The 16,899-nt window shown below is 38.3% G+C and carries 14 protein-coding genes; 9 read left to right on the top strand and 5 right to left on the bottom strand.

The features are described 5' to 3' along the window. The first annotated feature begins 8 nt into the window (after positions 1 to 8). The 4 genes from glp to moaD are packed head-to-tail and all read left to right on the top strand — an operon-like array spanning position 9 to position 2,488. Positions 9 to 1,298, top strand: coding sequence for a gephyrin-like molybdotransferase Glp (gene glp / locus MHB65_RS14120; protein ID WP_342440777.1), 1,290 nt, complete (start codon positions 9 to 11; stop codon positions 1,296 to 1,298). Further along, positions 1,268 to 1,786, top strand: coding sequence for a molybdopterin-guanine dinucleotide biosynthesis protein B (gene mobB / locus MHB65_RS14115; RefSeq protein ID WP_342440776.1), 519 nt, complete (start codon positions 1,268 to 1,270; stop codon positions 1,784 to 1,786). The genes glp and mobB overlap by 31 nt, the downstream gene beginning before the upstream one ends. After that, positions 1,783 to 2,262, top strand: a complete 480-nt coding sequence (locus MHB65_RS14110; RefSeq protein ID WP_342440775.1) for a molybdenum cofactor biosynthesis protein MoaE — start codon at positions 1,783 to 1,785, stop codon at positions 2,260 to 2,262. The genes mobB and MHB65_RS14110 overlap by 4 nt, the downstream gene beginning before the upstream one ends. Next, positions 2,255 to 2,488 (top strand): molybdopterin converting factor subunit 1, encoded by a 234-nt coding sequence (moaD, locus tag MHB65_RS14105; protein ID WP_205444013.1) that lies wholly within the window; start codon positions 2,255 to 2,257, stop codon positions 2,486 to 2,488. The genes MHB65_RS14110 and moaD overlap by 8 nt, the downstream gene beginning before the upstream one ends. Before the next feature lie 37 nt (positions 2,489 to 2,525). On the opposite strand, the gene modB is transcribed toward moaD, so the two are convergent. Together modB and modA are read right to left on the bottom strand one after the other, a co-directional pair. Beyond that, positions 2,526 to 3,182, bottom strand: a complete 657-nt coding sequence (modB, locus tag MHB65_RS14100; RefSeq protein WP_205444011.1) for a molybdate ABC transporter permease subunit — start codon at positions 3,180 to 3,182, stop codon at positions 2,526 to 2,528. A 3-nt stretch (positions 3,183 to 3,185) separates the two neighbouring features. Continuing rightward, positions 3,186 to 3,971, bottom strand: a complete 786-nt coding sequence (modA, locus tag MHB65_RS14095; RefSeq protein WP_205444010.1) for a molybdate ABC transporter substrate-binding protein — start codon at positions 3,969 to 3,971, stop codon at positions 3,186 to 3,188. A 163-nt stretch (positions 3,972 to 4,134) separates the two neighbouring features. Between modA and MHB65_RS14090 the strand changes: the two genes are divergently transcribed. The 3 genes from MHB65_RS14090 (at position 4,135) to MHB65_RS14080 (ending at position 8,623) form a co-directional block, all read left to right on the top strand. Then, positions 4,135 to 5,061, top strand: coding sequence for a helix-turn-helix transcriptional regulator (locus MHB65_RS14090; protein WP_342440774.1), 927 nt, complete (start codon positions 4,135 to 4,137; stop codon positions 5,059 to 5,061). A gap of 233 nt (positions 5,062 to 5,294) precedes the next feature. Further along, a complete protein-coding gene (locus tag MHB65_RS14085; protein ID WP_342443745.1) occupies positions 5,295 to 5,903 on the top strand; it encodes a trimeric intracellular cation channel family protein in 609 nt (202 codons plus the stop codon). A 1,004-nt stretch (positions 5,904 to 6,907) separates the two neighbouring features. Further along, a complete protein-coding gene (locus MHB65_RS14080; protein ID WP_342440773.1) occupies positions 6,908 to 8,623 on the top strand; it encodes a methyl-accepting chemotaxis protein in 1,716 nt (571 codons plus the stop codon). 384 nt (positions 8,624 to 9,007) lie between these two features. On the opposite strand, the gene MHB65_RS14075 is transcribed toward MHB65_RS14080, so the two are convergent. Genes MHB65_RS14075 through MHB65_RS14065 form a run of 3 tightly spaced genes read right to left on the bottom strand, consistent with a single transcriptional unit; the run spans position 9,008 to position 12,910 of the window. After that, the gene (locus MHB65_RS14075) at positions 9,008 to 10,093 is read right to left on the bottom strand and encodes a GerAB/ArcD/ProY family transporter (RefSeq protein ID WP_342440772.1); all 1,086 of its coding nucleotides are present in this window, start codon (positions 10,091 to 10,093) and stop codon (positions 9,008 to 9,010) included. Between the two features lie 26 nt (positions 10,094 to 10,119). Beyond that, entirely contained in the window at positions 10,120 to 11,346 is a 1,227-nt protein-coding gene (locus MHB65_RS14070) for a Ger(x)C family spore germination protein (RefSeq protein WP_342440771.1), read from the bottom strand. Beyond that, positions 11,327 to 12,910: a spore germination protein gene (locus MHB65_RS14065; protein WP_342440770.1), complete on the bottom strand. Its 1,584-nt coding sequence runs from the start codon at positions 12,908 to 12,910 to the stop codon at positions 11,327 to 11,329. Before MHB65_RS14065 ends, MHB65_RS14070 begins: the two co-directional genes overlap by 20 nt. Before the next feature lie 429 nt (positions 12,911 to 13,339). On the opposite strand from MHB65_RS14065, the gene fdhF reads away from it, so the two are divergent. Together fdhF and MHB65_RS14055 are read left to right on the top strand one after the other, a co-directional pair. Then, positions 13,340 to 16,318: a formate dehydrogenase subunit alpha gene (fdhF, locus tag MHB65_RS14060; RefSeq protein WP_342440769.1), complete on the top strand. Its 2,979-nt coding sequence runs from the start codon at positions 13,340 to 13,342 to the stop codon at positions 16,316 to 16,318. Next, complete coding sequence (locus MHB65_RS14055) at positions 16,293 to 16,787, top strand: hypothetical protein (RefSeq protein ID WP_342440768.1); 495 nt, start codon at positions 16,293 to 16,295, stop codon at positions 16,785 to 16,787. The genes fdhF and MHB65_RS14055 overlap by 26 nt, the downstream gene beginning before the upstream one ends. Positions 16,788 to 16,899 lie beyond the last annotated feature (112 nt).

The raw sequence follows: 16,899 nt of genomic DNA, 5'->3' as shown, positions 1-16,899 counted from the left end.
TGTGCCAAATGTTAGAAAAAAGACAACCAATTCCTGTGGCAGAAGCTGTTCATGGTGTAATGGACTACGCCTTTCAAGCAAAAAAGGAGCATGTGTCATTAACACAAGCTCATGGGCGATTTATCGCAGAAGCTGTTAAAGCTGATCATGATGTACCAGCCTTTGATCGTTCGCCGTATGATGGCTATGCCATTCGTTCCATTGATAGTCAAGAAGCCTCTTCACAGCATCCCGTCCGTTTTCAAGTTGTTGGGGAAATTGGGGCAGGCTATGTCTATGACGAAGTAGTTGGGGATCATCAAGCTGTCCGTATTATGACGGGAGCACCGATACCACAAGGGTGTGATGCAGTGGTCATGCTAGAATTAACCCATACATTTGAAGAAAATAATCAGAAGTATATGTCGATTAAACGGTCTTTTGAAGCAGGTACTAATATTTCCTATAAAGGGGAAGATGTGCAGCAAGGCGCAGTCCTCATTGAACAAGGCCAATATATTAACCCGGGTGTGATGGCCTTACTTGCTACTTTTGGCTATGAGCAAGTACCCGTTTTTCGTAAAACGGTTATTGGTGTGATTGCCACTGGTAGCGAATTACTAGAGCCAGGTGAATCTTTACAGCCAGGCAAAATTCGAAATAGTAATGCGTATATGATGATGGCGCAGATTGAGCGTGCTGGGGCAGAAGTAAAATATTTTGGCAAGTTTAGCGATGATCTTACATTATGTATTGAAAACGTCGAAAAAGCCTTACAGGAAGTAGATATTTTAATTACAACAGGAGGCGTTTCCGTAGGTGATTATGATTATTTACCAGCCATTTACGAGGCGATTGATGCAAAGGTATTGTTCAATAAAGTAGCGATGCGTCCAGGTAGTGTGACGACGGTTGCGGCTCGCAATGACAAATTATTATTTGGACTTTCTGGTAATCCCTCAGCCTGCTATGTTGGCTTTGAGCTATTTGTACGCCCAATTATTCGCACTGCATATAGGAATAAGCAACCCCATTTACGCAGAGAGCAAGCTATTTTAGGGGCGGATTTTACAAAGCCTAATCCCTTTACACGCTTTGTACGAGCTAGTATCTATTATGAAAAAGGGCAGCTCGTCACTGTCCCGTCTGGCTTTGATAAATCGAGTGCAGTTTCATCTTTAGCGACAGCCAATGCGTTCATTGTTTTACCAGGTGGCTCTAGAGGCTATGAAAAGGGTATGCAAGTGGATGTCCTTTTGCTAGAAGATTTGCAGGGAAGTGAGTGGCCTTGGGACAACATCGAAAAATCTTACAGATAGTTGGCTATCAAAATAGTGGGAAAACGACATTGATGGAGCAATTGATCAAGCAGGCTACAACGGAAGGGCTACGAGTAGGAACCATTAAGCATCACGGACATGGTGGTGTGCCGATGATCGAAACTTCGAAGGATAGTAGTCGTCATGAGCTGGCAGGTGCGGTTGTCACAGCAGTGGAGGGGGCAGGTACTTTACGTATGAGTATTCACCAAGATAGCTGGCAATTGGCTGATATACTAACAATCTATGAGTCCCTTCCACTGGATATCATACTGATTGAAGGGTATAAAAATGAACATTATCCGAAGGTTGTGTTGCTGCGCACTGCTCAGGATCAAGTGCTGCTACAGCAAGTAACCAATATCTTCTGTGTGGTTTATTGGCCAAGCTATCCACTCAATCCATCCTTAACAATCCCAGCTTTTTCGATTTATGAAGAAACACAATATATGGAATTTTTGTTGACAGAAATGAGGGAAAAACTATGACGACAGCGTTATTTGAAATTATCGATCAACCGATTGATGTGGAGGAAGTAAGACAAAAAGTCCTTAGTCGAAATGCTGGTGCCATTACATTATTCATCGGCACAGTGCGTGAAATGACGAATGGTAAAAAAACAATGCATTTGGAATACCAAGCCTATCCTGCGATGGCGATTAAAATGTTTGAACAGATTGCGAAGGAAATACAAGAAGAGTGGCCAGAAGCAAAAGTGGCCATCACCCATCGTGTTGGTCATTTAGCTATTTCTGATATTGCTGTAGTGATTGCTGTGTCATCACCGCATCGTAAAATAGCTTATATAGCGAATGAATATGCAATTGATCGCATAAAACAAATTGTGCCGATATGGAAAAAAGAACATTGGGAGGACGGGACAGAATGGATTGGTGATCAATTAGAAAATATTCCCTATCCACAAGGGAAACCAGCCATTCAGGAGGAGGAAAACGGTGATTAACATTTTATTATTTGCCCATCTACAGGAAGCGGTTGGTGAGTCAAAGCTAACAGTAGAGCTGTCAGATGTGACAGTGGCGCAGTTAAAAGAGTGGATGGAAAAGCACTATCCACAGCTATCATTGCAACAGATAATGACGGCAATTAATGAGGAATTTGCAACGGATACCACGATTGTCAAATCTGGCGACACAATCGCCTTTATCCCACCCATTAGTGGGGGATGATCAAAAAGAGGTAGTTGGCTTGAGCCAACTACCTCTTTTATACTTTCAGGATATGAATGCTAAGAAGCAAAAGGAAGGAAATAGCGATCATGCACAAAACCCATGTCCAGGCAAGAGTCATGTTTCCCGAATCAATCGCCATATAAATCGCTAGCGGTGTTGTTTGTGTTTTCCCTGGAATATTCCCCGCAAACATGAGAGTCGCTCCAAACTCACCCAAAGCTCGTGTGAAGCTTAGAATCCCACCAGATACAAGTGCCTTTAATGCAAGGGGGATGGATACATAAAGAAAGACCTGCCATTCATTCGCCCCATCCACACGTGCCGCATTTTCAATATCTCGATCGACAGAGGCAAAGCCAGTTTTAGCCGATTGATACATTAATGGAAAGGCAACAATCGTAGAAGCGATGACAGCCGCCCACCATGTGAACATGATAGGTTGATCGAATAGCCAGATAATGAAATTTCCTAACAGACTATTTTTCCCGAAAATAACGATGAGCAGGAAACCCACTACTGTAGGAGGTAGTACTAAGGGTAATAGCAACACCGTTTCTACCACTAGTTTGCCTTTGAAATGATGAGCTGCCATCCATTTACCCATTAAAATACCTGCTATAATAGCGATGATCCCTGCAACAAAGGCTATTTCAATCGAAAGCCTAAGTGGAGACCAAAAATCGGTACTCATCTTTTATTGAGCCCCTTTAAACCCATACTTTTCAAAGACATCCATAGCTTCATCACTTTGTAAGAATTGATAAAAATCTTCCGCCTCTTGCGCATGCTTACTAGCTTTTAGAACACCTACAGGATAAATAATTGGTGCGTGCATAGCATCATCAGCAGTTGCAACGACATTGACTTTATCAGAGACAAGGGCATCTGTTTTGTAAACCATTCCAGCATCCACATTTTCTGTTTCTGTGTAAGTAAGTACTTGACGTACATCTTTTGTATACACTACTTTCGATTCAAGTGAATCCCAAAGTTGCATATTTTTTAATGTATCCACGCCATACTGCCCAGCAGGAACCGTTTCGGGTGTACCGAGTGCAATTTTTCCTGCTTGTTGTAAATCTTCAAAGGATTGAATTTGCTTTTCATTGTTTTTAGGAACGATTAATACCAATTCATTGGCTAAAAGATCTGTTCCTTGCTTTTGATCGATCATTTCTTTCTCTACAAGAGCATCGAATTTATCTTCTGCTGCTGAAAAGAAAAGATCGGCAGGAGCACCCTGTAAAATTTGTTGCTGTAATGCACCTGAACCACCAAAGTTATAGAGGATGTTGATTGTATCGTGTTGCTGTTCATAAGTTGTTTTCAGTTCTTCTAAGGCATCCTGTAAACTAGCTGCGGCAGAAATCGTTAATTCAACAGGTTCGTTTGTTGCCACCTCTTTTTCTTGGTTACCACAGGCTGCTAAAAGACCAACTAATACTAACAGTGTCGCAAATAAACGATAAAATTTTTTCACTATGAATATACTCCTTTTATAACTCGTTATAACAAGACATAACTAATTATAATCAGTTATAAGTAAAAAAGAAAGATAGTATCGATAGAAAAATTTCAAGATGTTCATAAAGCTTTAAATACGTTACCATGTAAATAGAGGCTTATAGGAGGAGAACTTTTACATGTCACAAGAACAATCCTATACGATTGAAGAGGTTGCACAATTATTAAAGGTTTCAAAATTAACGATTTATGATTTAGTGAAAAAGGGAGACTTGCCGGTTTTCCGTGTAGGACGGCAAATGCGGGTAGATCGTGCTGACTTGCAAACCTATATACAAAAACGAAAAACAGGTAGTGCGCCAGCTGTGCCACAGGCATCCGTAGCTACTCCAACTAAAAATCACGCAAAAGTTATTATAAGTGGGCAAGATTTAGTGTTAGATATTTTAGCAAAATATATTGAGAAACGACGATCTACGAAAGTATTACGTTCACATGAAGGTAGTTTTAATGGTGTGATGGCGTTGTATCATGGAGACTGTGATATTGCGAGCTTACATATGTTTGATGGGGATACAGGAGATTATAATTCCCCTTATGTAAAAAAGATCTTTGTGAGCCATGCATTTGTCCTTATCAATGTCGTATCACGTAAAGCTGGTTTCTATGTTCAAAAGGGGAATCCGTTGGAAATTCGCACATTTGCTGATTTTCAAATAAAGACATTCACACTTATTAATCGTGAGAAAGGCTCAGGGGCCCGTACTCTGTTAGATGAGCAATTGCGCATTCACGATATTGCACCATCCACGATTGCAGGCTATTCGCAGGAAGAAATGAGCCACCTCGATGTCGCCTCTGCTGTCGCAAATGGACGTGCAGATGTTGGGATAGGAATTGAAAAAATCGCCAAACTTATCCAGGTCGATTTTATACCGGTTGTCACCGAACGTTATGATATTGTGTTATTAAAAACGCCTGAGAATCAACCACTAATTGATGCGGTAAAAGAGATTTTGAATGCACCTGATTTCCAATCGGAAGTAGCTGCATTAGGAGATTATGACGTCTCTCAAATGGGTCAAGTCATGTATGAAACGCTATAATCAAAAATTCATATTGAGTTTAACAAAAAAATCAATTACAATTTTAACTAGGAAATTTTATGGTCGTTGTGTCATTTAACTATTGCATAGCTTCTATATAATTTTTTTATGATACATGGTGAGATGGATAAATTAGTAGGTACTACTGCTAGAATATTAGCCCACCATAAAATAGTTTGCGTAATCAAAGCGCAACTATTTTATGGTGGGTTTTTTTGTATATTAAAAAGGAGATGGATTATGTGACATGGTCAGTATTACATATCATTGGCATTATTGCCTACGCCATTAGTGGAGCATTTGTTGCGTTACAGGCCAAATATTCTTTTATTGGCATATTTGTGCTTGGTCTTACAACTTCCTATGGTGGTTCCATTATCCGCAACGTTGTACTGGATATCCCTGTGTCAGATATATGGGAGCGGCAATCCTTATTAGTCGTTTTAGTCACGCTGACGGCTATTTTATTTGTCAAAAGGAATTGGATTCACCACTGGAACCGTTGGGGCTATTTCTTTGATTCGATTGGACTTGCTTCGTTCGCTATTCAAGGGGGATTATTAGCAAAAAGCTTGCATCACGACCTCGGCATCATTATTATAGCGTCGATGTTTACGGGTGTTGGCGGAGGCATGGTTCGAGATTTGTTAGCGGGTAGAACGCCACTTGCATTAAGAGAAGAAATACATGCTGTCCTAACATTTGTATGTGCCCTTTGTATATGGGCAGGGTGGGATAGCCCGCTTGAATTATCAGTCATTGTCATCTTTATAGTAGTGATTCGCTTGTTAGCAGTAAACAATAAATTAAAATGGAAGCTTCCTTTTAAACAATCTCCCTAACGTATAGTGAAATGGAGATAAATTCGAATTTTATTTACAAGAAAAATTGGCTGATTATTAAAGAAGTGGTAGATAGCTTTTTTTCTACATAACGTGACTCCAAACGATATAAATGGAACGTGGAAGTGATGATTTATATCGTCAACTACTATGATGAATCCAGGATGCTTTCGTTATGGTGAAAATAGTGTAATAAGTGTTAGTTATTTTATTTGCTAGCATATAATTATTATATTAATAAAATATATAAAGTCGATTGGATTTTAAGCAAGGCCTGTTTATACATGGTCTTAGTGTTGAAAAACAAAACAGTCAACTGAAAGGTAGAAATGGATTTCCGTTGCAGGCTACTTGCTTTCCTGTGGGCGAGCGCCGAACCGCTTCCTCCGCTACCGCTCCGTTTAGAGTTTTGCCTGTCTCGCGATCCGACGGGAGTCAAGTAGCCCTCCACTTCAACCCACTAACTTTTTAGCAAAGGCGTTCACTACTCATTTTTTGAGGGGTGTCGTAACTCATCACTTCTCAACATTGAAAATAAGAGCCTATCCTTTCTCTAATCATACACATAATGGGCTATTTGATTGCTAAGGCTAGTATGAAAGATAAGGAAAAGATACTTTTGCACATGGTTGATTGGAGTGGAGCCAGCGTCACTCCAAGGGGATTTAGCGTCACAGAGGAGACCCTGGAGCGAACGGAAGTGAGTGAAGCGGCTCCTCGGACGCCCCCTGGAAAGGACGCTGGCGGAACGGAAATCAACCTCTCACCTTGTAAAGTTGCTTTTTCTGCCGTTGACATCATCTTTTTTCAACAACATGACCATGTATAAACAGCATAAGAATATCATGCTGTTTATACATGGTGGATTTTTTTTGAGCAACGATAATTCATTAGGTAATTTTTTTATACATATTCAAGTGCAGAAAATGATGAGTAGATACTGAGATTCATTATTCCTATGACTTAAATAAAATTAAATAGATATGGGAGAGAGAGAATTCGTCATGAAACTATTGTCAAATTTAAAAACATCAGTAAAGTTAGTTTCAGCATTTGTCATAATGAGTATTGTTATAGGGGGTATAGGTGTATTTGGATTAATTAATTTAAACAAGTCAAACGAACAACTTCAGTTTATGTTTGAACAACGTGTTGTTCCATTAACAAACCTTGGTAATGTGGAAACATTGTATCAGCGTCTTCGTGTAAATACCCGTGATATAGTATTCGTGGGTGAAACAGCTTCAAAAAAGAAAGAGTTTGAAGAAATAATTAAAGAAATAAAAGCCACTATTGATACGGAATTAAAGACCTATGGGAATGGCTCGATTATTCTTGATACTGAACAAGCCTTGCTGGATGAATTATATCCAGCATTAGAGGACTATTATGCTGTGTTAGATAAGACGATTACATTTGCTTATGCAAACGATACAGAAGCATACTTACGTATTGCCCCGGAATTCAAAGAATTAGGTAGTCGAGTAGAAGGAATTATTCAAGAGCTTATTGATTTGAATGTTGAGCTTGCCCAAAAGTCAAATACAGAGTCAAATCAGCAATATCATAAAGCCAAAATAGCAACAATCATTGTCGTTTTGATCGCCATTGTATTTAGCATTACGGTAGGGTATCTACTTGCTCAACAAATAGCAAGACCATTGAATAAGATTGTTACCTTAGTAGGAAAGGTAGCGAATGGAGATTTAACACAAACAGCAGATATTGATACTACGGATGAGGTTGGCATTCTCGCTAATTCAACAAATACAATGGTAATCAGTTTACGCAAGTTGATGCAAGAAGTAATGAATATGTCCAAACATGTTGCTGCTTCATCAGAAGATTTAACTGCCAGTGCTGAACAAACCAGCCAAGCAACAGGTGAAATCACCACTGCCATTCAGCGCATAGCTGAAGGTGCAGAGGCATCTACGACTAGTCTAGAAGTCAGTTCCAAAAGTTTAGAAGAAGTGACATTAGGTGTACAAAATATAGCTGAAAATTCGAATTTAATTGCAGAAGCTGGCACACAAGCTAGTACTCAAGCAAAAATGGGAGGTGAATTTGTTGAAAAGACGGTACAACAAATTCATGCCATCAATGACTCAGTGAATGAAAGCGACAATACGATCAGGTCTTTAGATAGAAGATCACAGGAAATTGGAGAAATCACGAAGGTCATTACAGAAATAGCTAATCAAACAGATCTATTGGCATTAAATGCAGCTATTGAAGCGGCGAGAGCAGGTGAACATGGAAAAGGTTTTGCTGTAGTTGCTGAAGAAGTTCGCAAGCTAGCAGAACAATCCCAACAATCTTCCATTCAAATTTCAACGTTAATTAGTGAAATTCAAGTTGATATGGCTCGTTCAAACGCTTCGATGGATCAAGTGAAATCAGATGTTAAAGAAGGTCTTTCGATCGTTGAAAAAACAGAGGAAAGTTTTAATTTAATATTAAATGCCTTAGAGAAGGTAGGAATACAAATTGATGATATGGCAGCTACAGCAGAACAAATATCTGCTAGTGCCCAAGAGGTTTCTGCTAATGTGTCAAGTAGTGCTTCTTTGTCAAGAGCGTCATCTACAAACGCTCAATCCGTTGCAGCTTCTACAGAAGAACAACTAGCATTTATGGAGGAAATTTCGGCAGCAGCCAACAATCTATCCAACATGTCAATGGATTTACAAGGGCTTGTTAGTAAATTTAAATTATAACTATACATTATCGCATTTTTTCATTGTAGAACCAGGTACTCGCATGAGCATCTGGTTTTATTTTTTCTGCATATTTTATGATTCATCTTCCTTTTCGTCCTTCATTGTTTCCTTCTTCCTCTGAAAAAAAGAGCTTATAGAAAAAATAAAAAATAGAAATAGAAGAAATAAAATAATAATTTCAGTTGTTTCCATGACTGAAAATGGATTAACAGCATTTAAAATGGAAGTGTTTATATCAAACCCAATTAATATATCCATTGATAATGAAAATGCTGTCAATAGGACCAACGTCAAAGTGAAAATACCTAGTATCTTAATTGTTCATCACACTCCATAAAATGAATACGGCTTATTACTGTAGATCAGCATATCCTTTGCATGTCATTTTTTATTTTTTAGAAAAGCAATGAACAGCAGTAAAATTGGAATAATTATTTGAAAGGGGAGATGAACATAAAGAGGGATGACCTTTAGCCCTTCACGTATATGTTCTGAAAAATTGCTGGCAATCGTCATAGAAATGACTAAGATGACCAGCCCTATAGGATAGGCTAACTTATAAGAATCCTTTATTTTAAATAAATTTGCTGTGCCTACCACAGACGCGTAAGAAAAAATACTGATCTTAAAGAATCCGCCAAGCACTGACAATAACATAAATGTAACATCCATCCTTTCCAAGAAACCGGCAACCTCAATGGTTTGGATAGTAGAAAGGAGAGGAAAAGGTGAACGTGAAATGATACTCACATCAAGCACACTGATATTGATAGCTGTAATAAGGGCTAATAATAGACCACTTAATCCTAATGCGAGTAAACCCGTTTTTTTCGCCCTTTCTGATTGCTTCAAATAGGGCAAAAGCATAGTAAACACAATCACTTCGCCATATGGGAAAAAAAGAGTGGAAGATGCGGCTTTTACAACAGGCATTACACCATTTTCAAATACAGGTTGCAAATTAGAGATTTGGCTAATGCCAGAAATAGCTATCAAAATCAAGCCACTGATAACGAGTAATATCATAAAGGTGAAGAGAATTTCCCCTGTGCGTGCCAACACCTCAATACCTTTTCGAACTGTATATACCACGCTCATAATCATCAACGCATTGATGATAAACAAAGGTGTTGTTGGATAATACACCGTAATCAACATTTCGCCAAAATCTCGCAATACTCTGGCTGCAATATACATAAAGTAGAGTACGTAAAAGAATGCCAAAAACCTTCCTACAAACTTCCCCAGTACTACTTGTAAATATTCAGTAAGTGGTATATTCGGATAGTATGAATAAAGACCGTGGTAAATTAAAAAAAGGAAAAGGCCACCTACTAATCCAATTAAAATGGCCATCCATGCATCTTGTTTTACATTAGTGGCTAGTGGAATCAGTAAAGCACTGCCAAATTCAAACAACATGATTAGGATGAACAGTTGGTGTGTGCTGATTTTTGCCTTTTCCATTAAATACTCACTCCGTTTCAATGCGTTTATTCTTTCATATCTGAAAGAAATGAATTGGATCTAAGACCAGTACGGCGTATAAAAGCATCTACCTCTACCTCAACTTTTAAGTTTGGGAAGTAAGTATCATTCCAACTATCCTTCATCGTTTTCCACTTTCGAGGATCGGAACGATGAACAACTTCTCCGAAACCAAAAATATCTGTTTTGTTTTGCTGAGTCCTCGTAACGGTTTCTTCTAATTGTCTCTTTATTTCTTTTTCCAATTCCTTTTCCATATCCAGAATAACCATCGGGTCCTTTAAGTCTACTGGCGTTCTGACTTCACGAATATCACCTTCCACGTTGACATGAATAGTGATTGTAGGGAGAGCATTTTGAGTGGCAGCTGATAATTTTGTTTTTTGTCGGATCACTTTATAAATAATACTTTTTTCCTTTTCATTCCAGTTCAAACTAACATTGGTTTGTTTGATTTTATCTAATATCCAAATCACACCTCTAGAAGTTTCATCTTTATACCAGTCAATCAACTTTCCTTCTTTGAAAATGGCTAAGCTATCTGATTCGAGAATGGTAGAGAGTTCAGTTTGCTGAACATTTTCAATTTTTTTACCCTCTTTGATATCTCCTAATATTTTTACACCACTGAGAACTGGCTCCTTTCCCTCAGTGGTAAGTGTTTTTATGACTTCCTGAAGAGTGACTTCCATATTTTCACCTTTTGATTGTTGAATTACTTTCAAAATTCCGTTTACTTTCTCAGACGGAATACTGTCAATGGCAGTCAATGATTTAAGCACATCTCCTGCTTTTGCATGTTGAGCAATCACAATCCTTGAAGTATTTCGAATTTCAGGATCTCGTTCAAATGCATCTAATAATTTTGCAATGCCCTCATCTTTTGCTATCTCATCACTTATTACGATTAGGTTTGCATGAGCTTTGTACAGTTTTCGGGAAACTTTGGACGTCAAATTGAATTCGGAGTCAAGTACACTACCCCCTTCAGCAGAGTAGACGGTAACAGTTGGGCTTTGGCCTGCTCCACCACCCTGAAGTCCACCAGCCACGTTTCCTGGATTGACCAGTTGAACGGTTCCAATATATTGTCCTTCTTCATTTTTATCAATAGCCATAGCGGATATGATGGAAAGGTCATTTAATTCTTTTTGGCTCCAACAACCTGAAACAAAGAAGACACTTATAATCATGAAATAAAAGAAAATAAAACTACGATTGATTGGAATCACCTTTTTCTATGCTCGAATTCACCATGTTGCGGGTCTTAGGAGGTTGCGGTTTTTGATGTTTCCCTTGTTTCACCTTATTTTTTCCGCTTATCAAGTGTGCTCTCTTCTTATAAGTCCAAATCGGTTTTCGGAAAATTGTATCGCCTGCATCTTCGCTGATGAACGGTGCGAGCGGTGACATGTATGGAACACCGAATGAACGTAAACTAACTAAGTGAACAATTAGCAGGATAAATACTAGAATAATGCCAAAAAAGCCAAATGTTGCAGCACTGACCATAAATATAAATCGAATCAAGCGCGCTGAGATAGCGATTGTATAGGAGGGAGTCGCAAAACTAGCGATTGCTGTAATAGAAACGACAATCACCATGGCTGGTGAAACAATGCCAGCTTGTACTGCCGCCTGACCGATAACAATAGCTCCTACGATGGAAATCGTGGAACCTATTGCTTTTGGCATGCGGATACCAGCTTCTCTTAAAATTTCAAATGTAATTTCCATAATAAGTGCCTCAACAAAAGCAGGGAAAGGTACCGATTCTCGCTGTGCGGCAATAATGACAACCAATTTGTTTGGAACCATCTCCTGATGAAAAGTAGTAGCAGCAATATAGATGGCTGGGCCAACAAGTGATACAAAGAAGATAAGGATACGTAAAAAACGAATGGCTGTTATAATATCAAAACGTTCATAGTAATCATCAACCGATTGAAAAAAATTAATAAAAAGAGCGGGGACAAGTAATACAAAGGGTGTGCCATTGACGAAAATAGCAATTTTCCCTTCTAATAAATTTCCAGCGATGACATCAGGTCTGTCTGAATGTTTAATCGTTGGAAAAGTAGAAGTAGATTGATCTTCAATCAACTGTTCGATATAGCCCGATTCAAGGATGGCATCGATGTTGATCCTATCTAAGCGCATACGTACTTCTTCAATTACCTCATTTTTTGCTATTCCATTTATATACATAATCGAAACATCAGTTTTAGTCACTTTACCTATTTTCATGGATTCAGTCCATAAATCGGGTGTATTAATAATCCTGCGAACCATAGCGATATTTGTCTCAATCGATTCTGTAAAAGCTTCCTTTGAACCACGAATGGAAACATTGGTAGTAGATTCTTGGATTGAACGCCAATTATCGCTCTGCGTGCTGACACAAAGAGCTTCGCTAATACCATCGATCAGAATAATGGAATGACCTGACATTAATGATGTGAATAATTCGTCCCAATGATTAATTTTATTAATTTCACTTAGCGCCACAACATCTTCAATAAGCCATTCAATTATATCCTGATTAAGAGCTTCTTCTTGTAAAACAGAGTGATTAATCATAGCGTCAATTAAAAATTCATTTACAGATTGACTGTCAATCATTCCTTTAATATAAACAATAGCGATTTTTCTCTTAGAATGATGTCCAAGCTTTAAATGCCGAATGATTATATCTGAGCTGTTTCCAGTCCTTTGTTTTAGGACTTCAAGATTCTTTGAAAGAGAGATGGAGATGTGATGATTGAATTGTTTTTGGCTGTTTTCATATGGATTCATAGTATCCTTCTCTTATATTTTTTTCTAAAGTTATAACCAGAAAAAGGTTCACTAATACAGTGAATAGGCTGAATATCTGATACAAGAGCATTATTTTACCCCATAGCTCTTGGTTTGAAGACCTTCTCAATTTGAAGTGAAATGGGCGTTAATTATAAAAATACAGTTACTAGCAATTATGCTGCTATTGGGTAGTAGGGGATTGAGGACTTTGGGGTTATGGATGCGTTCTTCAATGGATTATTTCGATTCAATTTATTCGATTTTATTGCTATATAAAATGGTATTTATATTTATTCGGGGGATGTATAGTTTTCATTTTCTTGGGTAATCTTTAAACAACTTCCTTGATGTGTGGAAGTGCATTTTTGAAATAGTAAAGTCGTGTAAGACATAAAAAATGAGTCCTAGTTGAACGGAGGAAAAACAATGAGTGAGCATTCAATACATATTAATGGCAAAGCTTACAAAGCTGAAGTGGGTAAAAGCATTTTGGAGATTGCTACCGATCAAAAAGTTTATATTCCTCATATATGTAAGCACCCTAATTTACAGTCGATTCAAACCTGTGATACTTGCTTTGTTGAGGTGAATGGAGAATTGGTTCGTGCCTGTGCGACGCAGTGTGAACCAGACATGAATGTAAATACTTCGTCTGATTTAGTGAAGGAAGCGCAAAATGAAGCGATGTCACGTATTTTAAAAAATCATGAACTATATTGTACGGTTTGCGATAACAATAACGGGAATTGTGTCGTGCATAATACAGCTGAATTTTTGCAAATTGAGCATCAGAAGTATGAATTTGAGCCAAAACCTTATCCGCCAGATAACTCCCATCCATTATACCGATATGAACCAGATCAATGTATACTTTGTGGGCAATGTGTTGAAGCTTGTCAGGATCTTCAAGTGAGTGAGGTTATTTCTATTGACTGGAATCGCAAGAGTCCACGAGTAATATGGGACAATGATGTACCTATAGATCAGTCTTCCTGCGTTTCATGTGGGCACTGCGTAACGGTTTGTCCATGCAATGCCTTAATGGAAAAATCAATGCTTGGTAAAGCGGGATATCTGACTGGGATTCCGCCAAAGGTTCTAGAGCCAATGGTTAATATTACAAAAAAGGTAGAACCAGGGTACAAAGAAATTTTTGCTATATCTGAAATTGAAGCCAGTATGCGGAAAACGCGGATTAACAAAACGAAAACCGTATGTACGTATTGTGGAGTAGGATGTAGTTTTGAAATTTGGACAAAAGGACGTGAAATACTAAAAGTCCAGCCTAAAACAGAGGCTCCTGTCAATGGCATTTCCACCTGTATAAAGGGAAAATGGGGATGGGATTTTGTTAATAGTAAGGAGCGTTTGACAAAACCGTTAATCCGAAAGGGAGAAAAATTTGTTGAAGCGACATGGGATGAAGCACTTTCTTTTATCGCCAATAAACTAACCGCAACAAAGGAAAAATATGGACCAGATTCAATCGGCTTTATTGCTTCCTCAAAATGTACAAACGAGGATAATTTCATTTACCAAAAATTTGCTCGAGCGATTATGCAAACCAACAATGTTGATAATTGTTCTAGATATTGTCAGTCTCCAGCATCTGTAGCTTTACTAAGAACCGTAGGATACTCAGGTGATTCAGGAACGATAAAGGATATTAGCAATGCAGGTTTAGTACTTGTGATTGGTGCAAATCCTACAGAATCTCACCCTGTGCTATCAACTCGTGTAAAAAGAGCTCATAAATTATTTGGCCAAAAGTTGGCAGTGGCAGACTTACGAAAGCATGAATTAGCAGAAAGAGCAGATTTGTACCTTCATCCCAAACCAGGAACTGACTTTGTATGGATTTCCGCTATTTCCAAATATATTATCGATCAAGGCTGGGAAGCGAAGGAATTTTTAAAAAGCAGAGTAAATGGCTTTGATGATTATGTAAAATCTATTCAAAAATATACATTAGAATATGCTGAAAAAGAATCAGGGCTAACAAAGCATGATTTGATAAAGCTTGCGACTATGATTCGTGATGCGGATGGTACATGCATTTTATGGGCAATGGGCATTACGCAACATGCTGGAGGAACGGAAGCTAGTACAGCAATATGTAATCTGCTTTTAATCACTGGGAATTTTGGGAAATCTAATGCAGGTGCCTATCCTTTAAGAGGTCATAACAATGTACAAGGAGCTTGTGATTTTGGTACTATGCCTAATTGGTTCCCAGGTTATCAACCAGTACAGGATGATAAAGTCCGAGCGCGATTTGAAAAAGCTTGGGGAGTGAAATTACCTAAAGACCCAGGATACAATAATCACCAAATGGTGGAGGGAATCAATAACGGGAAGTTGAAAGCATTGTACTTATTTGGAGAAGATATGGCTGTTATAGATTCTAATATTAATTATGTACAATCAACATTCGAGAAATTAGATTTATTTGTGGTTCAAGATATCTTTTTCACTAAAACAGCACAGTATGCGGATGTGGTTTTACCTGCATCTCCTAGCTTAGAAAAAGATGGTACGTTCGTGAATACAGAACGTCGTATTCAGCGGTTATACAAGGTTTTTAATCCTCTTGGTGAATCCAAGCCCGATTGGATGATTATTCAGGATTTGGCCAATAAAATGGGAGCGAATTGGAATTATAAGCATCCGAGTGAGATTATGGCAGAAGCAGCGAGTTTATCCCCTTTATTCGCAGGTGTCAGTTATGAAAAATTAGAGAATTTTAACAGCCAGTTATGGCCTGTTAAACCTGACGGGGAGGGCACGCCAGTATTATTTACGGACCGCTTTGCATTCCCAGATGGTAAAGCTAGGTTAGTTTGTGTAGAGTGGAAAAAACCGATGTTTAAAGTAACGAAAGAATTCGATTTACATTTGAATAATGGACGTCTATTAGAACATTTCCACGAAGGGAATATGACTTATAAAGTTCCGGGAATAACGCATAAGGTCCCGAATCCATGGGTAGAAGTTTCTCCAGAACTGGCTAAAGAAAAAGATATCAAAGATGGTGCTTTGGTTCGTCTTTCTTCTCCATATGGCGAAGTAGAAGTAAGGGTGTTAGTTACGGATAGAGTCAAAGGCAAAGAGTTATACCTAACGATGAATTCATCAAAGGATCATCAATCCGTTAATCGACTAACAAGTAGTTACCATGATGACACCACGCATACGCCTAACTATAAAGAAATGTCCGTTAAAATGGAGATCCTTGAACGAGAAGGAGAACCACCACTTCCTCCTGTTAACTACCGTTTCGGTCATAAAAAGCCACAAATAGGTGTTAGGGTGGAAGATAAATGGAAGCGTGATGACTGGATAGCTATTCCTAATCTACTTAAAGAAGGAGAAGACAATAATGGCCAAAGCGATTACAAACATTGAAAAATATATAATGGATAAAGAGGAAGAAAAGCAACAGTCAATACACCAAATCCTTGATGTGATTAGTGATAATCGCGAGTCAATTACTACCTTTTTAGATATATTGAATGAAATTCATGAGTTAGGGATTTTAGACATCATTCAAGGGGCATTGAAGAATAGACAGGAGATTAGTGTGATAGCACTATCACAATTCGATCAACCAAGTATCCATCACATGATGAAAACAGGCATGAATGCCATTCAATTTTTGGGGAAATTGGAACCAGACAAATTGCAGGACCTACTACAAGGTGTTGAGCGCGGAATAGAAAGGTTAACTGAAACCCAAAATAATCAAACCCACAGTTTATGGGAGATAGGGAAAGCCATGCGTGATCCAAATGTAACTTTTGCACTTAGTTCCATGATTCGTTTTATGAATGGAATGGGGGAGGCAATGAAAGAGACTGAAAAACGAATTCACTAATTATGATAATGCATCGTGTATGAACACCCTAAAGGTAGAATGATGGAGCTAGTAGGTAGTACAGAAAGTGGAATTTGTCATACAGTGACAATTTAGATGAAGAGATTATTCA

Source organism: Lysinibacillus sp. FSL K6-0075, from assembly GCF_038592945.1.
GTDB classification, from domain to species: domain Bacteria; phylum Bacillota; class Bacilli; order Bacillales_A; family Planococcaceae; genus Lysinibacillus; species Lysinibacillus fusiformis_F.
Note: the sequence above shows the minus strand (reverse complement) of the source record. Positions and strands in the feature narration are given on the sequence as shown.

Excerpts from the sequence above, each read along its gene's own strand:
- MHB65_RS14110 (WP_342440775.1), top strand. The coding sequence starts at position 1,783 with ATGACGACAGCGTTATTTGAAATTATCGATCAACCGATTGATGTGGAG.
- glp (WP_342440777.1), top strand. The coding sequence starts at position 9 with ATGTTAGAAAAAAGACAACCAATTCCTGTGGCAGAAGCTGTTCATGGT.
- MHB65_RS14085 (WP_342443745.1), top strand. The coding sequence starts at position 5,295 with ATGGATTATGTGACATGGTCAGTATTACATATCATTGGCATTATTGCC.
- MHB65_RS14065 (WP_342440770.1), bottom strand. The coding sequence starts at position 12,910 with ATGAATCCATATGAAAACAGCCAAAAACAATTCAATCATCACATCTCC.
- MHB65_RS14090 (WP_342440774.1), top strand. The coding sequence starts at position 4,135 with ATGTCACAAGAACAATCCTATACGATTGAAGAGGTTGCACAATTATTA.
- MHB65_RS14080 (WP_342440773.1), top strand. The coding sequence starts at position 6,908 with ATGAAACTATTGTCAAATTTAAAAACATCAGTAAAGTTAGTTTCAGCA.
- MHB65_RS14075 (WP_342440772.1), bottom strand. The coding sequence starts at position 10,093 with ATGGAAAAGGCAAAAATCAGCACACACCAACTGTTCATCCTAATCATG.
- fdhF (WP_342440769.1), top strand. The coding sequence starts at position 13,340 with ATGAGTGAGCATTCAATACATATTAATGGCAAAGCTTACAAAGCTGAA.
- modB (WP_205444011.1), bottom strand. The coding sequence starts at position 3,182 with ATGAGTACCGATTTTTGGTCTCCACTTAGGCTTTCGATTGAAATAGCC.
- MHB65_RS14055 (WP_342440768.1), top strand. The coding sequence starts at position 16,293 with ATGGCCAAAGCGATTACAAACATTGAAAAATATATAATGGATAAAGAG.